21 protein-coding genes are annotated in these 20116 nt (G+C 48.4%); 1 reads left to right on the forward strand and 20 read right to left on the reverse strand.

Annotation, left to right across the window (positions count from 1 at the left end; translation table 11 throughout):
* Window positions 1-16 precede the first annotated feature (16 nt).
* The 9 genes from Q7S09_00515 to Q7S09_00555 form a co-directional block, all read right to left on the reverse strand.
* Window positions 17-1024, reverse strand: a complete 1008-nt coding sequence (locus Q7S09_00515) for a hypothetical protein (GenBank protein ID MDO8557660.1) — start codon at window positions 1022-1024, stop codon at window positions 17-19.
* Between the two features lie 208 nt (window positions 1025-1232).
* Window positions 1233-1634 (reverse strand): hypothetical protein, encoded by a 402-nt coding sequence (locus Q7S09_00520; GenBank protein ID MDO8557661.1) that lies wholly within the window; start codon window positions 1632-1634, stop codon window positions 1233-1235.
* A 38-nt stretch (window positions 1635-1672) separates the two neighbouring features.
* Window positions 1673-2953, reverse strand: coding sequence for a peptidoglycan DD-metalloendopeptidase family protein (locus tag Q7S09_00525; GenBank protein MDO8557662.1), 1281 nt, complete (start codon window positions 2951-2953; stop codon window positions 1673-1675).
* Window positions 2954-3068: 115 nt separating this feature from the next.
* Window positions 3069-3464 (reverse strand): hypothetical protein, encoded by a 396-nt coding sequence (locus Q7S09_00530; protein ID MDO8557663.1) that lies wholly within the window; start codon window positions 3462-3464, stop codon window positions 3069-3071.
* Between the two features lie 123 nt (window positions 3465-3587).
* Window positions 3588-3998, reverse strand: coding sequence for a 50S ribosomal protein L7/L12 (gene rplL / locus Q7S09_00535; protein MDO8557664.1), 411 nt, complete (start codon window positions 3996-3998; stop codon window positions 3588-3590).
* A 233-nt stretch (window positions 3999-4231) separates the two neighbouring features.
* On the reverse strand, window positions 4232-4750 hold the full coding sequence (gene rplJ, locus Q7S09_00540) for a 50S ribosomal protein L10 (GenBank protein ID MDO8557665.1): 519 nt from the start codon (window positions 4748-4750) through the stop codon (window positions 4232-4234).
* Window positions 4751-4940: 190 nt separating this feature from the next.
* The gene (gene mltG / locus Q7S09_00545) at window positions 4941-6050 is read right to left on the reverse strand and encodes an endolytic transglycosylase MltG (protein ID MDO8557666.1); all 1110 of its coding nucleotides are present in this window, start codon (window positions 6048-6050) and stop codon (window positions 4941-4943) included.
* Window positions 6051-6141: 91 nt separating this feature from the next.
* Window positions 6142-8394 carry a metallophosphoesterase gene (locus tag Q7S09_00550; GenBank protein ID MDO8557667.1) on the reverse strand — a complete coding sequence of 751 codons (2253 nt, stop codon included), beginning with the start codon at window positions 8392-8394 and terminating at the stop codon, window positions 6142-6144.
* Window positions 8395-8880: 486 nt separating this feature from the next.
* Entirely contained in the window at window positions 8881-10653 is a 1773-nt protein-coding gene (locus tag Q7S09_00555) for a M48 family metalloprotease (protein MDO8557668.1), read from the reverse strand.
* A 162-nt stretch (window positions 10654-10815) separates the two neighbouring features.
* On the opposite strand from Q7S09_00555, the gene Q7S09_00560 reads away from it, so the two are divergent.
* Window positions 10816-11445, forward strand: coding sequence for a hypothetical protein (locus Q7S09_00560; protein MDO8557669.1), 630 nt, complete (start codon window positions 10816-10818; stop codon window positions 11443-11445).
* Window positions 11446-11666: 221 nt separating this feature from the next.
* On the opposite strand, the gene Q7S09_00565 is transcribed toward Q7S09_00560, so the two are convergent.
* The 11 genes from Q7S09_00565 to Q7S09_00615 form a co-directional block, all read right to left on the reverse strand.
* Window positions 11667-12416: a PD-(D/E)XK nuclease family protein gene (locus tag Q7S09_00565; GenBank protein MDO8557670.1), complete on the reverse strand. Its 750-nt coding sequence runs from the start codon at window positions 12414-12416 to the stop codon at window positions 11667-11669.
* Window positions 12417-12495: 79 nt separating this feature from the next.
* Entirely contained in the window at window positions 12496-13281 is a 786-nt protein-coding gene (locus tag Q7S09_00570; protein MDO8557671.1) for a hypothetical protein, read from the reverse strand.
* A 5-nt stretch (window positions 13282-13286) separates the two neighbouring features.
* Complete coding sequence (locus Q7S09_00575; GenBank protein ID MDO8557672.1) at window positions 13287-14096, reverse strand: hypothetical protein; 810 nt, start codon at window positions 14094-14096, stop codon at window positions 13287-13289.
* A 73-nt stretch (window positions 14097-14169) separates the two neighbouring features.
* The gene (locus Q7S09_00580) at window positions 14170-14883 is read right to left on the reverse strand and encodes a hypothetical protein (protein MDO8557673.1); all 714 of its coding nucleotides are present in this window, start codon (window positions 14881-14883) and stop codon (window positions 14170-14172) included.
* A 7-nt stretch (window positions 14884-14890) separates the two neighbouring features.
* Window positions 14891-15619 carry an orotidine-5'-phosphate decarboxylase gene (gene pyrF, locus Q7S09_00585; protein MDO8557674.1) on the reverse strand — a complete coding sequence of 243 codons (729 nt, stop codon included), beginning with the start codon at window positions 15617-15619 and terminating at the stop codon, window positions 14891-14893.
* A gap of 115 nt (window positions 15620-15734) precedes the next feature.
* Complete coding sequence (locus Q7S09_00590) at window positions 15735-16544, reverse strand: FtsQ-type POTRA domain-containing protein (protein MDO8557675.1); 810 nt, start codon at window positions 16542-16544, stop codon at window positions 15735-15737.
* A gap of 37 nt (window positions 16545-16581) precedes the next feature.
* Complete coding sequence (locus Q7S09_00595; GenBank protein MDO8557676.1) at window positions 16582-16938, reverse strand: hypothetical protein; 357 nt, start codon at window positions 16936-16938, stop codon at window positions 16582-16584.
* A 2-nt stretch (window positions 16939-16940) separates the two neighbouring features.
* Window positions 16941-17462, reverse strand: coding sequence for a hypothetical protein (locus tag Q7S09_00600; protein ID MDO8557677.1), 522 nt, complete (start codon window positions 17460-17462; stop codon window positions 16941-16943).
* A 10-nt stretch (window positions 17463-17472) separates the two neighbouring features.
* Window positions 17473-18681 carry a S41 family peptidase gene (locus Q7S09_00605; protein ID MDO8557678.1) on the reverse strand — a complete coding sequence of 403 codons (1209 nt, stop codon included), beginning with the start codon at window positions 18679-18681 and terminating at the stop codon, window positions 17473-17475.
* Window positions 18682-18738: 57 nt separating this feature from the next.
* Window positions 18739-19875, reverse strand: coding sequence for an LCP family protein (locus Q7S09_00610; GenBank protein MDO8557679.1), 1137 nt, complete (start codon window positions 19873-19875; stop codon window positions 18739-18741).
* On the reverse strand, window positions 19829-20116 hold a 288-nt coding region (locus Q7S09_00615; GenBank protein ID MDO8557680.1), incomplete at its 5' end, for a hypothetical protein. The genes Q7S09_00610 and Q7S09_00615, both read right to left, overlap by 47 nt.

The following is a 20116-nucleotide window of genomic DNA, read 5'->3' on the forward strand; positions in this document are numbered from 1 at the left end:
TATTTAAGCGAGCGTCTTACCATTCGGTACACTCCCTTCCCGCCACATCCTTCACTTCCGCGCACGCGTATATATGCCCGCTTTCCTCACGAGGCGGCAAGTCAAATTGAACCGCTCCAAGTTCGGAAGTAAATTTTATTCCAAGAACACTGCCGTCTCTTTTATATGCCGTGACCTGCCAATTCGGTACGGCTTCTCCGGCGGCATTTCGCAAGCGAACGCTATATCCTTCGATATCAAATGCAAAAGAGGACAAAGAGAGAATGGGTTTTGAGTCAATGACATTAACCGTGAATAAGGCTGTTTTGGATCCAAGTTGAAGAACGACCTTGAAATCGCCAAGAATGTCCGGCGCCTGAATTTCCAAAAACGCGTTTCCGCTCTCATCAGTTGATGCTGTCAGAGCTTTGCCATTAACCAGAAATGTTAAAGTTTTGTTTTTTATGGTCCGTTCGTCAGCATCGCGCACGAATACACTAAAATGGATAATTGCGCCGGTTTTAATGTACGAAGGGTTGTTGCCAATAAGCAACGTGCTGACCGAAAAATCGGGCGAAGCCGTGGGTGGCGGTAGTGTTGGCATGGGCTGAGGAGTGGATTGCGGAGCAGGGGATGTTGTGCTCACCGTGGTAGCCTTTGGCAGGGGCTTGGGCGTTGGAATTGGATTTGGAGATGGCAACGGCTTTGAAGACGGTTTGGGTGATGATGCGCTTGCCGTAGCCGAAAAAGGCTTCTGAAAGGGATTCTTATTCCCTGCTATAAACTTTTCTCCCGCACCGTCAATAAGAGTTTTTGTGGCAGTTGGCGTGCCTGCCTGTGTTTCCGGAGGCCTATTTGTAAGTACAATGCGCGGGGGTAGAACCGTTTGGGAAGGTAATGCGCGGACATTGGTAATTTCCACATCTTTTGCAATGACATGACGTGCGGCGGATTTCACGGAAGAAAAAGCCGCCTGACCTGAAAACAGAACAGCGGCAAGGCTTAGATTGGCAAGAAAAATCTTGAGGTGGGTGATGGGCTCCATAGACTTACCCTCGCATAAAAAACCTCCTTTGGCAATCCGATGCTCTAACACGAACGGGGGATGGCTTCACGTCATTCTTTGAAATATATGATACGTCGCACAAGATACCTTTTACGTCGTGATATACTTACCGCCCTGATAAGGCATTTCCAAAATCAAAACTCACGATACAGATCGTGAGTCTTTTCATTTTATCTTTTGCAAGATTTTACGAACCCACCACTTCAAGAATCTTATTCAGCGCACCGGCAATGAGCGTAAAGACGTTGGCAAAAAGACGTAAAGAGAGTTTTGCCGTCTCAATCAGAAGGTTTTTTATGGTCTCGTCGCCGAAGAAGGATTTCAGCGCGTTCCAGACCTTTCCCAAAACTTCTTTCCATCCTTGTTTTTCGGCTGTTTTCTGAACCGTGCTTGTCAACTCCCCTCCTTGCGCAACCAGCTTCTGACTATCATTGAATACCCCTTTAATGCGGTCTAGAATGCCGATCGGCGCCTCCACCGTGTTCCCGCCACCGCTTATTCCTCCTTGAGCAAAACTCATCTTTGGCGCTATGGCATTAAGCGTTGAAATTATGAGGAAAATTGCGATTATAAGGACGGTCTTCTTCATGGATCTTATTATACCACAAAACAAGAAAATGCGGGTACTTACGGAAGATAGTTCCTTGGATTTATCGATCCTCCCAACGGCAAGAGACCGAACCAGCGTTGTTCGGTAATGAACGTATTTGAAGCGTATGCCGTGAAATGGAGATGCGGCCCCGTGGCATAGCCCGTAGCGCCCATATAGCCGATTACCTGGCCTTTTTTGATGGTAGTCCCCTGTTTTGCCACTTGCGACGACAAATGCGCATAGAGCGTAGTGAGATTGTTTCCGTGGTCTACTGCGATCCACTTGCCGTAAGCGTACGGTGAATTGTTCCCTAAGGCCTTTATAACGCCTTCCCGAGCGGCACGGATGGGTGTTCCGGTTTGTCCCGCAACGTCAATGCCGTTGTGAAATTCGTATGCATCGTTCTGGAACCCTGTATCATCGGTATCCCCGTATTCCTGCGATACAATGCCTCTCACGGGCCATTCAAGCACGCCTGGACGGAATGCGGGAAGGCTTGCCGGATCAATAGTGTGGCGGAGCTTATCTTCAAGTTCTTTGATATCCTTGAGGATCTCTTGACGCTTTTTTTCCGCTTCCGAGAGAAACTCTTTGAATTTCTTTTCTTCATTTTTCGTTACGGTAAGAATTGTTGACTTTTGCTTCTGCTGTGAGTTTTTTGCCGTTTGCTCGGCCAGGAGGCGCCCTCGCAGTTCTTGAAGCTCGTCTTTCTTTCCCGAGAGAGTCGATTCTTCATTTTCAAGCTCAATCTTATTTTGTTTTAGCGCCTTTGTCTCATTCAGCAGTTTATCTTGTAGGCTCTCCGCGTAGGCAAGTTGGCTCAAAAAGATGGACAGTGAGGCGTCCTGCAAAATGACGGAAAGCAAGGTTTTGTGCTCATCGGCTCGTTCCCGCATCGTGCGAAGTAGCACGCTCATACGGGTTCTTTGCGTTTCAATATTTCCTTGGGTTTGCGTAATTTGAGATTGCAGAGACTGGATTGTAAGCTCGGTTTTATGGATCTCCGCCGTAGTAATGCGTTGCTGAACGGAAAGTCGCTCGACCTCTGCCACAAGTCTTGCAATCTCATTTTTCAGTGTACGCTGGGCCTTCTGCTTCTCTGCTATCGTTCCCTCGAATTGTTTTTTATTGACCTCGAGTTGGCGGATCTCTTCTTCTTTACGCTGAATTTCTGCTTTGATGTCATCTAAAAGCGTTGCGTGCGCCTGCGGGACGCCTGTGAACCGGCCATAGAGAACAAAAAGACAGGCTAGCGCCATGACAACGCGCTTTATGAGGTATTCTCGAGGTTTTTTTGCGCCAATAGAGCATGCCATACTCTTATTTTATCCTAAAAACCTGTTCCAATGAAGGGATACATTGAAGCAAGGAGTTTTTTAGGAAAAGAAAAAAAACCGGAGACAATGAGTTATCCGGTTAATAAATCTCCCGCTATTCTAAAATTTTATCGGTAAGACAGACAGTTACTTCGACGAGTTTTCCCAATTGCAATTTCTGCCTTAGAAATTTTTCCATGGCATTGCGGATTCGGGAATAATCTTTCCGCTTCACAAGAGCAGGATTCTGTGAATCAAGGACTTTCGCATGATCGGGGCGTTTCCAGTATAACCCCGTCACATCAATGCGGATGCAGGACAGCTCGTTCCCCGAAGAAGGAATGAGTTCGTGATCCCAGATCCAGACGCCGAAGCGATATGGAGATACTTGATCAAATTTTTTAAATGCAACTTCGACCTCTCTCCAGATTGCATTCTTGAGTTTACTTCTCTTCTCGTTTGCTATCCGAACCGCTTCATTGTGTTGAGCCACATATTCGCGAAGTTTCACCGCCTTGTCCTCCTTGTTTGTTTATAAAGGTGCTACATGATTGTATAGCATGCCCGGAAAATAACAATAAAAAACAGTAGCCCCTGTAAGAGAGCTACTTGTTTTTATGATTGTTTGACAGGGTTATTTCAACTCAACCGTAGCACCTGCCTCTTCAAGCTTCTTCTTGAGCTCCTCGGCCGCAGCCTTGTCCAAGCCCTCCTTCACATTCTTGGGGGCGCCATCCACCAGGTCTTTAGATTCCTTAAGGCCCAACCCCGTGGCTTCGCGTACCACTTTGATAACGGCGATCTTAGTTCCTCCGCCCGATGTTAGTACCACATTAAAGCTGGTCTTTTCTTGGGCCTCCTCCCCTGCTCCGGCGCCACCCTGTGGTATGGCGGCCATTTGCATCATGGGGGCGGCTGCGGAAACACCGAACTTTTTCTCCAGCACCTTCACCAGTTCCGAAAGATCCATAACGCTCATCTTTGACACCTCGTCAACAAGTTTCTGAAACTTTGCCGGAACTTCAATGTTTTCATCTTCAGACATATGCCAATGTTGTCTAAAAATACGAGCGAGACTCAATGTCGAGCGAAGGTTTTTAGCTACAACACTGAGCACCCAGCACTTATTTTAAACACGAAAGTATTTATAAGAATTGGTAAAACGATACAAAAGAAACCTTAATCAACACGCAACACTCTTTTAAAATAAGTGCTGGGTAAAGTCTTTTGTCTGAATTTCGTTCGCAATAACATGCTCCAAAATTCAGACAAAAGACTTTACTTAGTGGCTAATGAATTAATAATATTTGTGAAACCCGTGAGCGGACCGTTAAGCACCCGTACAAAACCCGAGACCGGAGCAATGAGCGTTCCTACAAGGCGGGAGAGCAGTTCTTCCCTTGACGGAAGTTTAGCCAGCTCCATAACTTCCGCTCGTGACATATTCTGGCCATCAAAAATCCCTGCGACAATTTTCAGCTCCGGGAATTCCTTCGTTGACTGCGTGAAGAGTTTTGCGAACGCGCTGTCTTGCGTTGGATGCGCGGCAATCGCAAGCGTGTCTTTATAGTTTTCAAGTCCCTCCTGACTCAAGCCCGCATTTTTCAGCGCGATGCGCGCAAGAGTCTTCTTTATTATACGAAAATCCCCTCCTTCCTTCTTGACTTTGCGTCTAAATACCTGGCTTTTTTTGACGCTGATGCCCTTGAAATCTGCAAAAATAACCATGCGAGCTCCCTTAAGTGCCGTAGCTGCCGAACTAATAATATTTTCTTTTTCGGAATGCAATAAAGGCATAAATCAAAAGATAATAAAAAAATCCGCGTTCCCCGCAGACCAAGCCAAACTCCCTAAAAGAAGTTTATTTTCCTTGACTGGACTTATGGCCGTTTTCTCTCGGCAGCCAGTTGTCTGCGGATAACAGTATCAGTATACGTATAAGTAAAATACCGTCAATATTGACATTTTAGTCTAGCTATTATATTAACTATTTTAGAAATTTAGCTTTCGCGATATTATGCTCCTCAAGTGTCTTTGAAAATACCGTTTCTCCCGTAGGTTTTGAAAGATAATACAGATATTCCGATTCCGTGGGATATATCGCAGCCGTAAGCGCCTTAAGACCCGCGTTTGCGATGGGCGCGGGTGGTAAACCGCGGTTAAGATACGTGTTATACGGAGATGCTATTTTAAGATCTTCAAGCAGAACTTCTCCGTTTTTTTTATTTGTCAGATACACGATAGTCGCATCAACCTGCAATGGAATGCCTAGCGTCATCCGCTTCCAGAGAATTCCGGACACCATTTTCATATCGTCCATATTACGGACCTCCTTTTCAATGAGAGAGGCCATGGTCACTATCGCATCCCCCACACATACGCTATCTTCAAGCAGCCGGCCCCGGTCCCTGCAGTCTCTTGCAAGGTCGTTATAAAGTCTCAAACGCCCAAGAAGCAACTCGGCATCCTTGCGCATCTGGGCAGTGAATTTTACTTTGAAATTCACAAGCATCACATCGCGTATTGTTGTTGCACTTACGTCTTTATTAAATCGATATGTATCAGGAAATAAGTATCCTTCCCAATCCCCCGAGACAAGACGAAATACTCCCAGCCGGAGAAGTTCATTTTTTACAAGAAGCGCATCCATATCGCGAACCGAGAACCCCTCCGGAAATGTTATGGCTATTTCATCAGGCACCACTTTGCCCTCCACAAACGCCGCCAGTATTTCCGGAATATTCATGTCGCGACGCAACGCATACTCCCCTGCCTGAAGCTTTTGCCACTCTTTTTTGTAATAGGCGTAATACACGAAAAACTCTTTTCTTCGGATAAGGCTTGCCTTTACGAGATTTGAGGCAATTTTTTCAAGACTTTCCCCTTTTGTAATGATAAAAGGTGTCTGATGTACGTCTTTGAGGCTTAAGGGCGTCAGTACAGCCCATACGCCGTATCCCGCTCCACCAATCGCAAAGAGCCCCAAAAACCCGAGCACCACCAAGATCCACACAAGCCACCGCCGATTTTTCTCCGGAGAAACTTGAGGACTTGATGGCATCGGAGAAGTATAATTGTAGCCGTTGAGAAGATTCATAGTTCTAGCATAGCATGTATAGAGCTCTCAGAGGAACGGGTCTTAGTTGATAGAGGTGAAAATACTATAAAATAAAAACCGGCTCAAATTATTAAGAGCCGGATTTTTCTTTTCCGGAATCCTTTCCGGGGCCTGCGTCTGGCGTTGGGTCACCCGCCACAACTAAGCCGTTTCCGTTGGAAACGACAGCGTTCGGGTCCAGCACTTCTTTGCTTTTTCGGCCATAGCGTTTGCCACCGAAGAGAAACGCACCGTCTACAATGTGAATCGGCTGTAGGTAAAAACGGTCGGTAGTCTTCTTCTTGTGGATGACCACGAACCCATGCTGCCAGTTCGGGTCTTGCATATACTTCGGATTGAGATCACACAGGCACCCCGTCTCAACCGCCACATACATTTTGCCGTCAAGCCGCGTCTGATAGTGTGCTCCGACGCGATGCACATGAGGCTGAATAAGCGACTTGTGCTTCTTCTGAAGGAGTGCGCGGGCAGAATGGGCCGACTTTTGCCGCACGAGGTAGAAATGCCCCACAAGCAATCCGCCGTATGTGGTGTAGCTTTCGATGAGCTTGCTATAGACAATCTCGATGCCAAGTTCCTTGACCTTCGAGAGGCTCGCAAGCGACAAGACGTCCTCACCTTCTCCCGGACGGCGCACGCCGGCAAGCTGTGCGGCATTTTCTTCCACATAGCGCTGCAGACGGTATTCGTGGTTCCCGAATATCCACACAATCCGAGCATTTGGCGCGATCTTTCGCAGGCGCTTGAATAGATTGTAGATCTTCTCAAGTTCCCGCTCCAGCCGCGTCTTGAAGCGTTTGCCGTCTCCATCGTCAATGACCAAGGCTTTGGGATTTTTTGCCTCTTCTTCGGTTAACTCATCGTGCGCGCTTTTCGCGAATCTCGAGATATCGGCAAAATCATTCGCGTCTCCGTTTACGAAGATCACCGCCGGCTGTAACTCGGCGATAAGCTCGAATGAGGCACTCAAGGCATTTTCGTCCTCATACGGAATATGGATGTCGCTGATAGCGACTGCGATTTCCCATGCACTGACTTTTGAGGGATCAGATGCGTATTCCTTCGTTCCCCAGAAAAATCCATAGTCGGCAATGGGCACTTGGTACACTTGGAACCGCTGACGTCCCCTTTGGTGGTACACCACCGAGTATCCAAGTTGCCAATTCTTGCCGATGGGCCTTCTGCAAAGCGAGAAGTTCTCGTAGGCAGACAGATACTTCGGACCCTGAATGGTACGGCAAGCCCAGCCGCCGCGATTCGTATGCCCTTGGATGAGCGATACGCCTTCGTCATCCAAAAGTGTATGAGCCACATATCCTGAAGGGCTTGAGAGCCCCCCGCGAAACCAGTGCCCGATTTCCAATAGCCCATACCGATAGGTATTGTTGCGCGTGCCGTTGTACCGCTGTTCAATCCGTTCTGCTTTGCAAAACTTCGCCATCTCTTCAAGCAGTTCCGGATAGTATTTGGTCAGGTAGGCGACGAGATAATGCTCGTCACAGCCGTAAATCCAAATAAACTCGGCGTTCGGCAAGGCTTCGCGAAACATGCGGAAGATCCCGAAAAGCTGTTCCATTTCCTTGCGCAGAGCACGCTCCATCATCTCTCTCTTGACAGCCCTGACGAGCTGAGACTCGCTCATGCTTTTCACAAGTCTTTTCGGCTCGCCGGTTTCTTCGGCAACGCCAAATTTTTCGTTCAGCTCTTCTTGCGCAGCCTGCTCTTCCTCGCGTACACGTGCTTCGATTTCTTTACCAATCGTTTTTCGTTCGCGCTCGCTGAAAACACGCAATGGATCGCGAGAAATGTGCGAGCGGTGGAAATAATCCCAGATGTCTCCATTGAAAAAAACCCGATCCACTCCAAGATCCTTGGCGTGCATAATGACTAGCGCGAGCGCCTTCTCGTCCTGGTGCGGTACGCGGATATTGCTCACCACGATGCCCTTTTCGATGTTTGGCTTTGAGACCGCCGGTTTCTCGATTGGAGGCGTGTCCTTTTCCGCGATGGCCGCTTTTTGAGTATCGGCGGCCGTGCCATGCGCCGCATTCGGCGAAGCTGTACTAGTCTGCGCCGCGGTAGAATGTTCTTGCGCAGTTACGTGAGAAGGCCCACTTACCTTTGGCTCGGTCACAATGGGTAATGGATCTTGCTTTTGCGCATCGGCGGAATCAACGATAGCCGGCTTCAACGTTTCTGGCTTTAAGGCCACGGAGGACTTTACCGAACGTCGTGACAGCTTTCGCATAGATGATGCGCGCACCTTTTTTCTTGACTTCCTGGCGTTCTTCTTTTTCTTGCCTGCCTTCTTATGCTTGGGCATGTAGTCACCTCTGTATATTCAGATTTCAAGTTACTTGAAACTTCACCCGCACTCTAACATGCAAGAATTTGATGTCAACCCCCACACTAATTGTCTGCATGTGGATATCCCCTTAGGTTATCGCGCTGGCTTACTTTATTGGTGAATATTTCACTTTTCAATCATATTATTTACGACGCCTTGCGTCGTTACCAGACAATTAGTGTAGGGGTCAATGGTGGATAATCGGAAAAACCTCTCCAAACACATTTTTACAATAAAATCAAGAAAACGGGCCTCTCTCCAGCGTCGCCCCGCACTAATTTCGTCGGATAGACCATTATATTCAAAAACATTTCCACGGTAACGCCTGGCGGCTCATGACTGTGCTTTCCGAAGATTATTGCAGAAAATTAGTGCGGGGTTTCGTTTTGTAACCCCGCCTTGGCGGGGACAAAACATTAAAAAAAGCGACACATTCGTGTCGCTGTCAAGTTAAATTTTCGGTTACGGGGTTTTGGTTGTTCCCGTTTTCCCCTCTTCTTGAGGATTATCGGGCTTTTGCTCCGGTTCCGTAGGTTTTGGGGTCCGCTTGAGCGTCGGACGTCCGGGTGTTTCGGGCTCCTGGCCATCTCCTTCGCCGGGCCGTTTTAATTTCGGTCCATCTTTGTTTTCCGCTTCTCGTACCTTGGCGATACCGAGTCGTTCTTCTCGGATCGCTTTTTGGATTTCAACAAATTCGCTTGTATCGGTGACGTAGTTGGCCTTTGGCGGCAGATACCGCGCTTCCTGCTCCACGCGCTCCATGCGGTCATTAAGCGAAGGATGCGTACGCCAAAATGACGTGCCGCCAAGTTTCTGATCTTTCAATAACCGGTCGAATGAGCCCGTAAGCAACCGCGGATCGTAACCGGCATTCCACAGATACTGCCCACCCAGAAGATCGGCCTCGGACTCCGATGCTCTGGTTATGCCGAGGGCTTCGATATTCATGAGCATGCCGATACCATTGTAACCAAGATACCCGATGCCGCCGAAAATGATACCGGCCATGGCGGCATACTGCTGCCATTGCATTTTCGAGATCATTTTCGCGGAATGCCTGGCGTTTACATGCGCGATCTCGTGGGCCACTACGGCGGCAACCTCGCCTTCGGATTTCATCGCCAGAATGAGCGTATCATGAATGAATATCTGCCCACCCGGTAAAGCAAAGGCGTTGATTTCGCGTTCCTTTGATGGGTCGGCGAGCGTATAGCAGGTGATAGGAGACCATGCGTCGGAATTGCGCGCAATGTTTTGGCAAAGCCGGTTTACGTATTCGGTAACGCGCGTGTCCTTATGGACCTTAGCTGTTCTTAAAATATCCTGCGCGATCTGTTGTCCGAGCTGTATTTCGCTCTCTTTAGAGATCATCCCCGGCAGAATTTTGTACGGCCGCACTTTGTCGGTCTTGCGCTTCTTCAGATCGCCAATATCTTCCACATTGCCGAGCTTTCGCTCGTCTTGTTTGCCTGCAAGTATGGTTTCATTGATCTGGCGAAGACGCGCAGGCCAAGTCTTGAGGCTCTCGAGTTTCGAGAAGCGATGCGAGTTCTTCGCTTGCACCAGGTACCGTTCGAGCTTCGCGTTTCGTACCGCGCGTTTCAAGCCGCTTGCTTCATCAAGCTTTGCTTTTAGAGCATCGCGCTCTTTGGTGAATTCTGCGGAGTCTTGTCCGGAGTCTTGGGCTACCGCGATGGCTTCATCCAGGTCTTCAAGCCGCTCATCGGTTTTGGAAAAATCAAACGTAGTATCGCCATCGAGCTTGCGTTTTAATGCCTCGCTTTTTTCCTGTTTTTCTCCGATAAAATCCTTGAGCTTTTTGATCTCTTGGTCAAGATCGGCGGTGTCCCCTTTCTCATCTTTCAACTTATCTCGTTTTCGCTCCAGCCGCTCAACCTGTACCAGCGCCGAAAGAATGTCCTTGTTGATCTGTTTCCGCTCTCCCCTCACTACCCCCTGCTCCAATTCGAGTTTTCTGACCTTCTCGTCAAGCGGAGCAATGGCAGCGACATCCTGTTTTTTGAGCGTATCGCGGACCTTCTCGAAAACCGAATCGTCGATACGAAAATCTTCGTTGACGCTTGCGAAAAAGTCGCTATAGGAATTTTCAATGAGCGCAAGCGCCTGCTCGGCGCTCACCGGCTCACTTGAGGGGCGAGCAAAGCTTCCGGCCGGGAACAACAGCAAGGTAACCAGCACATATGACAAAAACTGGCGAAATGGTGTTGCTTTCATGGGTTTTCTCCTCTTCTTCTCTTGATGCGTAAAATTTCAACGTACTCTCTTGTTGTACTCTCGTTGACATTTTATGTCAACGAGAGTATGGTGTCCTTCTGGAGTCATGCTGTGAAGATGAGGCATCTGTTCCAGAAGACTCTCTTTGAAAGGAGAATATACATGCGATATACACGCCTTGTTGCATTCTTGACGCTCTTTGCGACAGTTGTGGCCCTGCCTGTCCTTGCAGAGGATAAGCCCGCTAACCGCTTTCAGATCGGCGCCTTCGGAGGCCTTGCGCAAGGAAACACCGACTACCCCGGCAAGCAGCTGACCCTCGGCGGAGGCATATACTACCACCCGTTCTACCGAAAAAATGCTGCGGCACAGCGCCTATCCTTTGGAGCCGAATTGAGCCGCATGGTGCTCAACTCCGAAAAGATCTCTCAAGCAGAGAGATTTCAGGATAAACTATGGCTCATAAGCCCGGGAATCCGCTATGATGCCCTGGATACAACACATTTCCGTGTCTCGCTCCATGCGGGAGGAACATTGGCCCGAAACACCCAAGTGTACCAGGTAAAGTATCAGCGCAGATGGGTTGATATCCGGGATTTCGGCTATTACTGTGACGTCTGCCAGAGCTCAATGCAACTTGTGGCAAACGGCGGAATATCTTTCGCGCTGGTTAAGCCTGTCAGAGATTACAACGATGATGTTCTATCGCGTTGGATCTTCCCCGTCAGGTACACCAGGTACTCGAATGGCCTCAAGACAATCACCTTCGGAATCGAATATTCTTTTAAGTAGCCGCAATTGCCAAGGAGGACAATATGTCCACAGCTGAATTTCATGGATTGTTTCTGATTTCCCTCGTAGGAGTACCGATTTTTGGGCTGGTTGTATGGGTAAGAAGCCGGTTCTTTGGTCACAAGATTTGGCCCTTTGACTAATATTCGGGACTAGCCGGAATTCAAAAAAAATATGGTCGCTCATCGCGGCCATTTTTCATTGCCCATATTCTATACTCCTTACTCAACTTCCTTTGCGGCGGCCCTATAGAGACAGAGCGGGCAATCTGGCGCGGATTTGGGAAACTTATCACCCATCAAACACGCATGCGCGTCGAGAAGTCCCTGTTCAACCCAGTCGGCCTTTCCTTTATAAGGAATAATTTCTACTTCAAATTCCAGCTTGCCGTCAAAGGCTTTGCGGTCCTTTTTACCGTTCGCGTATACAAAATAACCAGTATCGGACACGGAAAATCCATTCTGGCGCAAAAGCCATTGGTAAATTTCCATTTGACGCTTGTAGCCTTCCCGATACGGCGAATTCATGGAAATTTCGCCATCCGTGCTTGTGGCTTTATAATCCACCACATACAGTTCTTTTTTTGGGTTTACCCACACGTCATCAACCGCTCCGGTTACGATAAAATTCGTTGGTTTGTGATGATACTGTACGCCTACAAAATTCTCCCGCCAGGTGTTCATGTCGGGATGCTGGAATGGAACGGCATCCACGCCATACGTTTTCATGAGCGGATGCGCGGTTCCTTTCGCGCGATGCACGTCAAATTCCTTTTTGAGCAAGTGGTCCACCGCAGAATTAAGCGTGAAAGGATACCCCGGCGGCTGGTCTATTCCGCAACGCCTGTCCAGATAAAAACATCGCTTGCAATTGATGAAGTTCTCAAGCCTGGAACGGCTTAATTTGAATGGCTCTTTGGAGACGGGATTAAAAATGTTGCGTATCCGTTTTGCACTTTGTGCTTTTATCATCCTAGGAAGAATACCACGCCAATAAACAAAAAACCACATCACAAGATGTGTCTTAGCATCTTTAGGCTATTTCGTGGTGCTACAGATATTCGACCTTTCCCGTCTCAAGGAATTTTTCCACTTGCTCGTTATAATGCTGCGAAAAGTGCCGGTAGCCGTGGCCTTCTTTCAACTCCCAATCCTTATAGAGCTTCGGTTTCATCATCTCGGGATGCCAGTTCCGCACCATATCGGTAAGCGCCTCGTTGTTTTGATACTTGCCGCCCTCGCGGTAGGTGCCGCCCGAAACCCCTTCCGTCTCGAAAAACACAAGTTGCGCAACCCGCATACCCACCACCAAAGGAATGCGCTGTGAACGGCTGTTGTTGGTGATTTCCATGGTCCAGCGGTTGCAAAAACCGATATCTCCCATGCCCGCACACTTGCATACCTCAATATAACTGCGTCCCAGAGAGCTTCTTGCCTGCATTTTTGTGGTAATGCGGTTATCGTTCCCTCCGATAAATTCTATAGTGTGCGCCAAGACCGTCTCTCCCGGTTCAAGCACAATGATACGCTCGCGGTGATGTATGCCTTCAAGCAGCGCTCCTTTATTTTCCTGTACTGCCCAGTCTTCATGGGTCTGGGCTTCGTACCACGCCTTACCCCACACACGATCCACATCTTCTTTGTCATAGACGTTAAAAATCCGCGAAGCATTCACGTTGAGCGATTCTCGGAAATAAAAAGATCCAAGCCGCACGTCATATTGGCTTGTGCCGAGACTCCGCTTGCCAAACGGAAAAATAAAAATCCTCTCGGCTTTCAGATGCCGGAGAATGGCGTCGCCAGAGAGGCAGGAGCGTTCTTCTGTAGAGTGGATCATGCGGGCTACGGATTTTTATGCAGTAGTTCGTTGCTAATACGACGAAGCGTGGAGGCAGGGACGATAGATTGCTTACCGAACGCATCCCGGACGCTCATACCTGCCACGCGGCCCTCAAAATCAACAATAATCGCATCCGCAAGAGGAGCGTCTGATATGACAAAAAAGTCTCGAGTTACCGCGGACAGCATTGCGGTCTGAAATGAGGGTGCTGCGGTATTTTCAAATACGTTTGCCGAGAGCATGAAAAGGCGAGCGCCAAGCCTCGGACGATCGTCTTCAAAAGGAAGAATGGTTAGTTGCCGGTCGGAAACGCGAAGAAGAACAAAGTTCGTGGACGTGTCCGATGCCACAACGCTTGCCTGATGCCGCCCGTCTTCATCAAGCGCATATATTCCCAGAATTCCGACTTTTGCCAAAGAGGTTGCTGAGACACCAAGGGCCAATGACCCATCGGCATCATGTGCAAGAATAAAGCCATCGCTTGTTAGCGCAAGGCCGGTGATAGCCTCTTTTGGAGAGGCGGCCATAGTCCCCTTTTGCAATTTCCCATTCTTTCCGGCTTTTCGAACAATTTCAATTGAAATGGCGGCTTTTTTTACGCGCTCGGCCAAGTCCGGAATAGCCTCACTCTCCTCTACCCTCACTATTTCGGTTTTGTTCACAATGGTAGTGCGCTCGGACGTGCGGCGCAGGACCGGAAACCACACACCTACAGAGGTTTGAGCTAGGCGAGGTATCACAAAACGGTCAAGAAAAATTCCTCCGATGCCCCCGACAACGAATATAAGCAAGAGTGAAAAAATGCGCTTCATGATTTTATCGAGAGCATCCTACCATACCGCAAAAAAAAGAAAAAGGGATTCGCTTTTTAGCGATCCAAGAGGGTTACTTCGAAAACTGATGGGCGTGGATTTCCTCTTCAACCGCGCTCACCATACTTTTCGGCCAAATATCTATTTCGCCAAGCGCGTAGGTAATATCCAGAAGATTGTAGACGACAACGATGCGCCTGAAGCCAGCCCGTTCAAGCTGCGCGATCGCCCCCTGCTGGCGATCGATGAAGATAAGGCACGGCATATCGTTTACCGGATATCCGTCCTGCGCCAACTTTTCTGTGGCCTCAATCTTCGATTGTCCATCGGTTGCAACATTGTCCACCATCCAATAGGTGTGTCGCGCCAAGTCTGGTTTGCCGTTCACCCATGAATGTTGATGGGCGCCATACCATTTTTGCACCTCGCGCATCAGGCGATGGTTTATAGGAAGATCGGTTTTCCTTCGCTCCATTCGAAAACTTGCCATTGCGGCCGCTTGCGCAAGCGCCGTTCCTGCTGTCGGGATGCCAATAAGGCACGGTTGGCGATCTTCCGGACGTGCATATTCCCAAACCTTCCGCGCGATCTTCTCTCCAATGGGCCATTCAAGATCCGAATGATCCGTGAAGTCTTCCCGCCCGGATACGTAGACATGCGAGAAAATACCGGATTTGAGCTTGAAAGGCGTCTCGCTTCTTCTTACAAAACCGTATGCAGCCATGAGTTTCAATATCTGGATATCTGCATCGCTAAATATAGTTCCGCTTGGCGTTATTACATTCATATGCGTTTTAGATTAATATCCGGGGTTCAAGAGTTATGACGGAGTCGATCTCGGCGTTGATACGCTTCACGGCTTCAAGGGGGCTTCCAACATCTCCCGATGCCTCCGTAATGGGGCGTCCGATGATAAGATAATCTGCGCCAGCCTGTATCGCTTCTTGAGGAGTAAGCGTTCTTTTTTGGTCGTTCTTTGATGCCCAAGAAGGACGTACGCCGGGAGTCGCAAGCGCCATATGTTCAAAAGCGGCTTGCTTCCGAAGTAACGCAGCTTCACTCGGGGAACAGATAATGCCATCTGCGTGTTCTTGAACAAGAATATGCGCAAACTGAATGACTTTTCTGTCCGGTCCCTCTCTGTATATCTCAACGGAGTCTTTTTTCTCCAGAGAAGAAAGCACCGTGACTCCCCATACAAGACTCTCTTTTTTATGGGCTACGGCCGCGCGAAAAGATTCGCGACCACCCGAAGCATGAACGCTGAACATCCGCACACCGAGGCGCGACACTGCCGCCGATGCTCTCCCTACGGTGTTGGGTATATCGTGGAACTTGCCGTCAAAAAAGACCTTGGCGCCAAGGTCTTTAAGAAGTTGAATGGCTTTGGGCGCTCCCAGAGCAGTGATAAGTTCAAGCCCTATTTTTACGCATGCGACCTGGCCAATCAGCATCTCAACAAGCGACCGTGCTTTTTCCGGATCGCTAACATCGAGTGCAAGAATGATCCTGTTATCCTTCATCCCGTTAGAGGTAGATCGCGATCAAAAAAATAGTGCGACCTATCCACCGTATTTATTTTGTAATAAATTTGTTTATACCTTCAATTATGTAAGCGATTGCGACCTCTAACGGGATTCATTGCGGCGAAGTAAGAATCGTAGTTTTGTAATATACGCGGTTATCGATCCGCAGGTCAATATACTCAATTTTTTTATCCGTGCCTATCGCCGCCAGGGTCTTTTGTAGGGCATCAAGAACTTCTAGAGAGGGCTTGGAAATATTAAACATTAACCTCCAGTCCCCCACCATGTTCGCAGTCACATCCGGCATATTGTCCAGAAAAAAATCTTTCACGGCAAGCGCAAACCTGTCTCGGAGTGTGTTGCGTAGCATTGCAAGGGAAGCGAGGGAGGAACCGTCCATCACCGTATCCCCTAGCTTCAGTGGCAAGCTGCTTTTAAGAATGAAAACGAGGGTTCCGGAGGAGCTTGCGGCGTCGCGATAAAGTACTCCCTGGATATCCATCAGGTAGCAGGACATTGAGCCAGTCGAACACCACGTTGCTGCATACTCGCGTTCTTTCACATTAAGTCGGACAATGTGAGGAAAGGCCTTCGCGATGGCTACGGAGGCAAGCGCCGGAAAGCGGTTTTCAACCAGAGCCTGAAGATCTGCGGGGGATACGAAGAAATAGTTGTTGTTTATCGTAAGACCCCATGCAGTTTTCTCGCTCAAATACCCAAGGACTACCTCGCGAATATCCGCGTGATTTTCTATACCCCTAACTTCAATGCGGTCAATAGAAAAGATGTTTGAGAAAAAAAAATAATATGCTCCTCCGCCAATGATGCTTGAGGAAATAAAAAACCAAAAAAACATCTTTTTGAACAGCTGTTTGTATCTGAGGGGGTGACGGCGTTTCGCGACATAGGGATAGTAGGCCATGACGGTGCAAAATCAATATAAAATATTTAGGAATGTTTCAACGGTTTTTTACGGATGAAAAACCCTCGCTCTCTAACTCCTCCAGGATATCGTGAGGAATCGGAATGGCTTCTCGCACGGGACTTTTGCCCGGATATCGCCACGCGGTAATAATACGTTTCTTTTTTCCAACGCGCTGGTACATAAGCCAGACTTCGGAAGGTTTTTTGGTCTTCGGCTCCGGCTGCATCAGCGCGATGGTGCCCGTAGCGATGCCGACCTCGGAACGCTTTGGATTTCGTAAGATGCGCTTAATACGGCTTTGTGAGAGACGGTAAAATACCATCTTGCGTATGACATGATTCGTCCAAAGCAGTTTTGCGTCATTTTTCGGCAAGGTATTACGCGAGAGCATAGTTAAGAATCAACGCCGACCCCGTAAAACGCATACTGTCCCTTGTAACACATGTCTCCGACAAAACACGCATCGTAGTACACTTCATAAATTCCATCTTGGAAAGTTCTTGCGGAGAAAGATCCGATATCCAAAGGAACAAAGAGCTCCTTTGCATCCGACGATGTTGTATTTCCCTGGCCAACGACTTTGTTCGCAGAAAGTACGAAGATTTTTGATGGAGCTTCAATGCGTTCGGAGAACTTCAATCGAACTTCTTTAAGATCTGTGAGCGATAAAGCTTCTTTATGAGTGGGACTAGAGGCAATAAAATTCGGCGCGGCAAACTCCTGCAGGGTAATAGGTGGGAGATTTATCTGTCTGTAGATCAGTCCGTCCGGAGTTTCTTTCGGCGCCGGCTGAGAAACAGCAGGAATTTCATTCTCGGTACGTCTCGGCGCCGAGCTTTTACGCACATAGCCGAAGAAGATACCGGCGAAGACAGCAATGGCTCCAATAATGACTATCCTTGTTTTTTTATTCATGGCGTCAACGTTACAGGTTTTTCAAAATTTCCAACGCCTTATCAAGCTGTGGATCTTTCCCCTCTTCTACGTCTTCTTTTATCTCCACTTCCACATCCGGCTTAAGTCCTTCATCGTTAATTGACACGCCGTTCGGCGTTACCCATTTTGCGGTAGTTATTTTCAACACGGAACCATCAGAAAGATTCACTAGTTCCTGCACAGAACCTTTCCCGTATGACTTCTCGCCGATAAGTTTCACGCCCCTTACGTCGCGGAGAGCTCCGGCGAGAATTTCGGATGCCGACGCCGAACCCTTGTTTATAAGCACAACCACGGCATACGATTCCAGTCCTCGATATCCCCTGCTTGTAAAGGGCAGATGATTTCCCGCCGCATCAACTTCGAACACCACAACTTCTCCTCTCGCAAGGAACCAACTTGCTATATCCTGGGCAACATCCAGAAACCCACCGGGATTATTACGCACATCGATGACAAGCTTATTCTGCGGAAGTTTTTTTATATCCCGCACAAGCTCTGCAAAGGATCTTGATGCATCCGCGTTGAAATTCAAAATACGCACAATGCCTATCCCGTCTTTCACTTCCCACTTGATAGATGGCACCACGATCGTCTGGCGTATAATACTAACTTCCCTGGGCTCCTCGGCGTCCTCCGGGAGTATCAGAAGTTTCACCGAACTGCCTACCGCTCCGCGAATATGGGAGACGGCCTCATCGAGAGTGAAGTCGGGGGTAAACGCCTCATCAATTTTTAAAATTCTATCTCCTGCCTTTAGACCTGCTTTTTCAGCAGGGCTTTCTGCGAGAGGTGAGATCACGACAAGCACTCCTTTGCGGATGCCTATCTCCGCGCCAATGCCGCCGAAACTTCCCTGCAGATCCTCAACAAACTTTTCCTGCTCCTCGGCGGGCACAAAGACTGTGTAGGGATCGCCGACGCTTGAAACAAATCCTGCAACCCCTCCGTAGAGCATTTTTTTAAGATCAAGTTTCGATTGGTCAACGTAGCGTTCTTTCAACACCCGATATGATTCCCAAAACGGCGTAAGATCGAGGTCCGCAGGCTTGCCACTTCCTTCATTAACCGTGATCTGGATGGGAGTTACTTTTGAAAATTCGGCTCCGCGTTGAATGCCAAGCGCAAAACCGACGCCGTAGCTTAAAGCCGCGCTACCCACTACCGCAATGAAGATGAAAAGCCACTGTTTTCGCATACTCGGCACTACAACCGGATATACATGGGATTGTAGTAGCGAATTAACCGGGTTATACTATTCCTTAAAAACGTTTCTGGAAACTTCACGCATGGCATCGAAATTGCCTGATTTAGGAATCAGTGTGTAAAGATTATTTTGATATTTAACTTCAAGAAGCTCGTTTTCTCCCGAACTAAAAATAACATGCCGAATGGTAGGAGATTTAATGCGCGAGGCATAGGATGCAAATTCGGAGATTCTGGAGAACTCAAGATCGGTAGACACGTTCCGCTCAAAAGCGCGTAAAAGGTCATTGAGCTTGAAGGGATTGAGCAAAAAGCCGAGCGATGTCACTTTTTCTCGTATGGCGACCAGCACCTGCTGTTCTCTTCTTGCGCGATCAAAGTCATTTGAAGAAAAACGGGCACGCAAATAATAAAGCGTAGTGATGCCATCAAGCGTCTGGGTCCCCGCCGGAAGCGCAAATACCCATTTCTGGCTTTCCACAACTCCCTGGGACGTCGAAACGGTGTCAGTTCTGATACTGAAGGCCGTTGACGTTCCCATGTCTCCGCCGCGAATCCACTGTCGATCTTCAATAAATGGGCTCTGCAGCTTGACCGTCACTCCTCCGAGCGTATCGATAAATTCTTTAACCCCTTCGAGGTTAACGCTCACGGCGCCATCAAGCGTAAGTCCCGAAACCCTCTCAACAACCGACTTCGCATAAGCAAGCGCCGTACCCTGTCCCCTCTCTTCAAACCCAAGCGCGTATACCGCATTTATTTTATCATATTCCCGGCGTCCCGGCATGCGAACCCATAGATCTCTGGGGATGGATATAAGCGCTGCGTGCCCCGTAGATTTTTGCACACTTAAGACAACGATCCCATCGGTAAGCAGTCCCCCTTCCGGATCTTCCTTGCCGCGGATCCCCAATACTAATACGTTGACTCGGTCCGGATCCTTTTGGGGAAAAAAATTGTGTTCGTCGTCGAACTTCTGCAGAGCAACATTGCTATTTTCAGAGATATTTTGAAAAGTCAGCGTAACGCGCCCGGCAAGCACCGCAATAATAACAAGGCCGATACCGCCGAAAATAAAAAAAGTCTTCCGAGATTTTTTTCGTTCGGGAGACGCACGGGAAGAAACATCCCCCGGAGCGCTATACGGGAGCGATGGGTTGTTCGGATTTTTCGAAAGCATGTCCATATGAGAGAGCGGCAAGTACCGTCGTAAGTATAAGCACTTTATCGTTGAAGAGCACAACGTCAAAGAAACTATAACCCAAGACCCACGCCATGTAAACGAAAAAGGTTGCGGACAAAATAAAAGAGGTGCGTCCACGATCTCCAGAAAAAGAATTTTTAACGATGGAAGTAAGGAGCGTCACGGTGAGTATGGCAAAAAATACAATCCCCTCAATCCCCATCTCGCCCGCACGGTCAAGATA

It is taken from the genome of bacterium, from assembly GCA_030649025.1.
Taxonomy (GTDB): domain Bacteria; phylum Patescibacteriota; class Minisyncoccia; order JAUYLV01; family JAUYLV01; genus JAUSGO01.

Bases quoted from the DNA above. Each gene is read 5' to 3' on its own strand.
- Q7S09_00515 (MDO8557660.1), bottom strand. From the start codon at position 1,024: ATGGAGCCCATCACCCACCTCAAGATTTTTCTTGCCAATCTAAGCCTT.
- Q7S09_00520 (MDO8557661.1), bottom strand. From the start codon at position 1,634: ATGAAGAAGACCGTCCTTATAATCGCAATTTTCCTCATAATTTCAACG.
- Q7S09_00525 (MDO8557662.1), bottom strand. From the start codon at position 2,953: ATGGCATGCTCTATTGGCGCAAAAAAACCTCGAGAATACCTCATAAAG.
- rplL (MDO8557664.1), bottom strand. From the start codon at position 3,998: ATGTCTGAAGATGAAAACATTGAAGTTCCGGCAAAGTTTCAGAAACTT.
- rplJ (MDO8557665.1), bottom strand. From the start codon at position 4,750: ATGCCTTTATTGCATTCCGAAAAAGAAAATATTATTAGTTCGGCAGCT.
- mltG (MDO8557666.1), bottom strand. From the start codon at position 6,050: ATGAATCTTCTCAACGGCTACAATTATACTTCTCCGATGCCATCAAGT.
- Q7S09_00550 (MDO8557667.1), bottom strand. From the start codon at position 8,394: ATGCCCAAGCATAAGAAGGCAGGCAAGAAAAAGAAGAACGCCAGGAAG.
- Q7S09_00555 (MDO8557668.1), bottom strand. From the start codon at position 10,653: ATGAAAGCAACACCATTTCGCCAGTTTTTGTCATATGTGCTGGTTACC.
- Q7S09_00560 (MDO8557669.1), top strand. From the start codon at position 10,816: ATGCGATATACACGCCTTGTTGCATTCTTGACGCTCTTTGCGACAGTT.
- Q7S09_00565 (MDO8557670.1), bottom strand. From the start codon at position 12,416: ATGATAAAAGCACAAAGTGCAAAACGGATACGCAACATTTTTAATCCC.
- Q7S09_00570 (MDO8557671.1), bottom strand. From the start codon at position 13,281: ATGATCCACTCTACAGAAGAACGCTCCTGCCTCTCTGGCGACGCCATT.
- Q7S09_00575 (MDO8557672.1), bottom strand. From the start codon at position 14,096: ATGAAGCGCATTTTTTCACTCTTGCTTATATTCGTTGTCGGGGGCATC.
- Q7S09_00580 (MDO8557673.1), bottom strand. From the start codon at position 14,883: ATGAATGTAATAACGCCAAGCGGAACTATATTTAGCGATGCAGATATC.
- pyrF (MDO8557674.1), bottom strand. From the start codon at position 15,619: ATGAAGGATAACAGGATCATTCTTGCACTCGATGTTAGCGATCCGGAA.
- Q7S09_00590 (MDO8557675.1), bottom strand. From the start codon at position 16,544: ATGGCCTACTATCCCTATGTCGCGAAACGCCGTCACCCCCTCAGATAC.
- Q7S09_00595 (MDO8557676.1), bottom strand. From the start codon at position 16,938: ATGCTCTCGCGTAATACCTTGCCGAAAAATGACGCAAAACTGCTTTGG.
- Q7S09_00600 (MDO8557677.1), bottom strand. From the start codon at position 17,462: ATGAATAAAAAAACAAGGATAGTCATTATTGGAGCCATTGCTGTCTTC.
- Q7S09_00605 (MDO8557678.1), bottom strand. From the start codon at position 18,681: ATGCGAAAACAGTGGCTTTTCATCTTCATTGCGGTAGTGGGTAGCGCG.
- Q7S09_00610 (MDO8557679.1), bottom strand. From the start codon at position 19,875: ATGGACATGCTTTCGAAAAATCCGAACAACCCATCGCTCCCGTATAGC.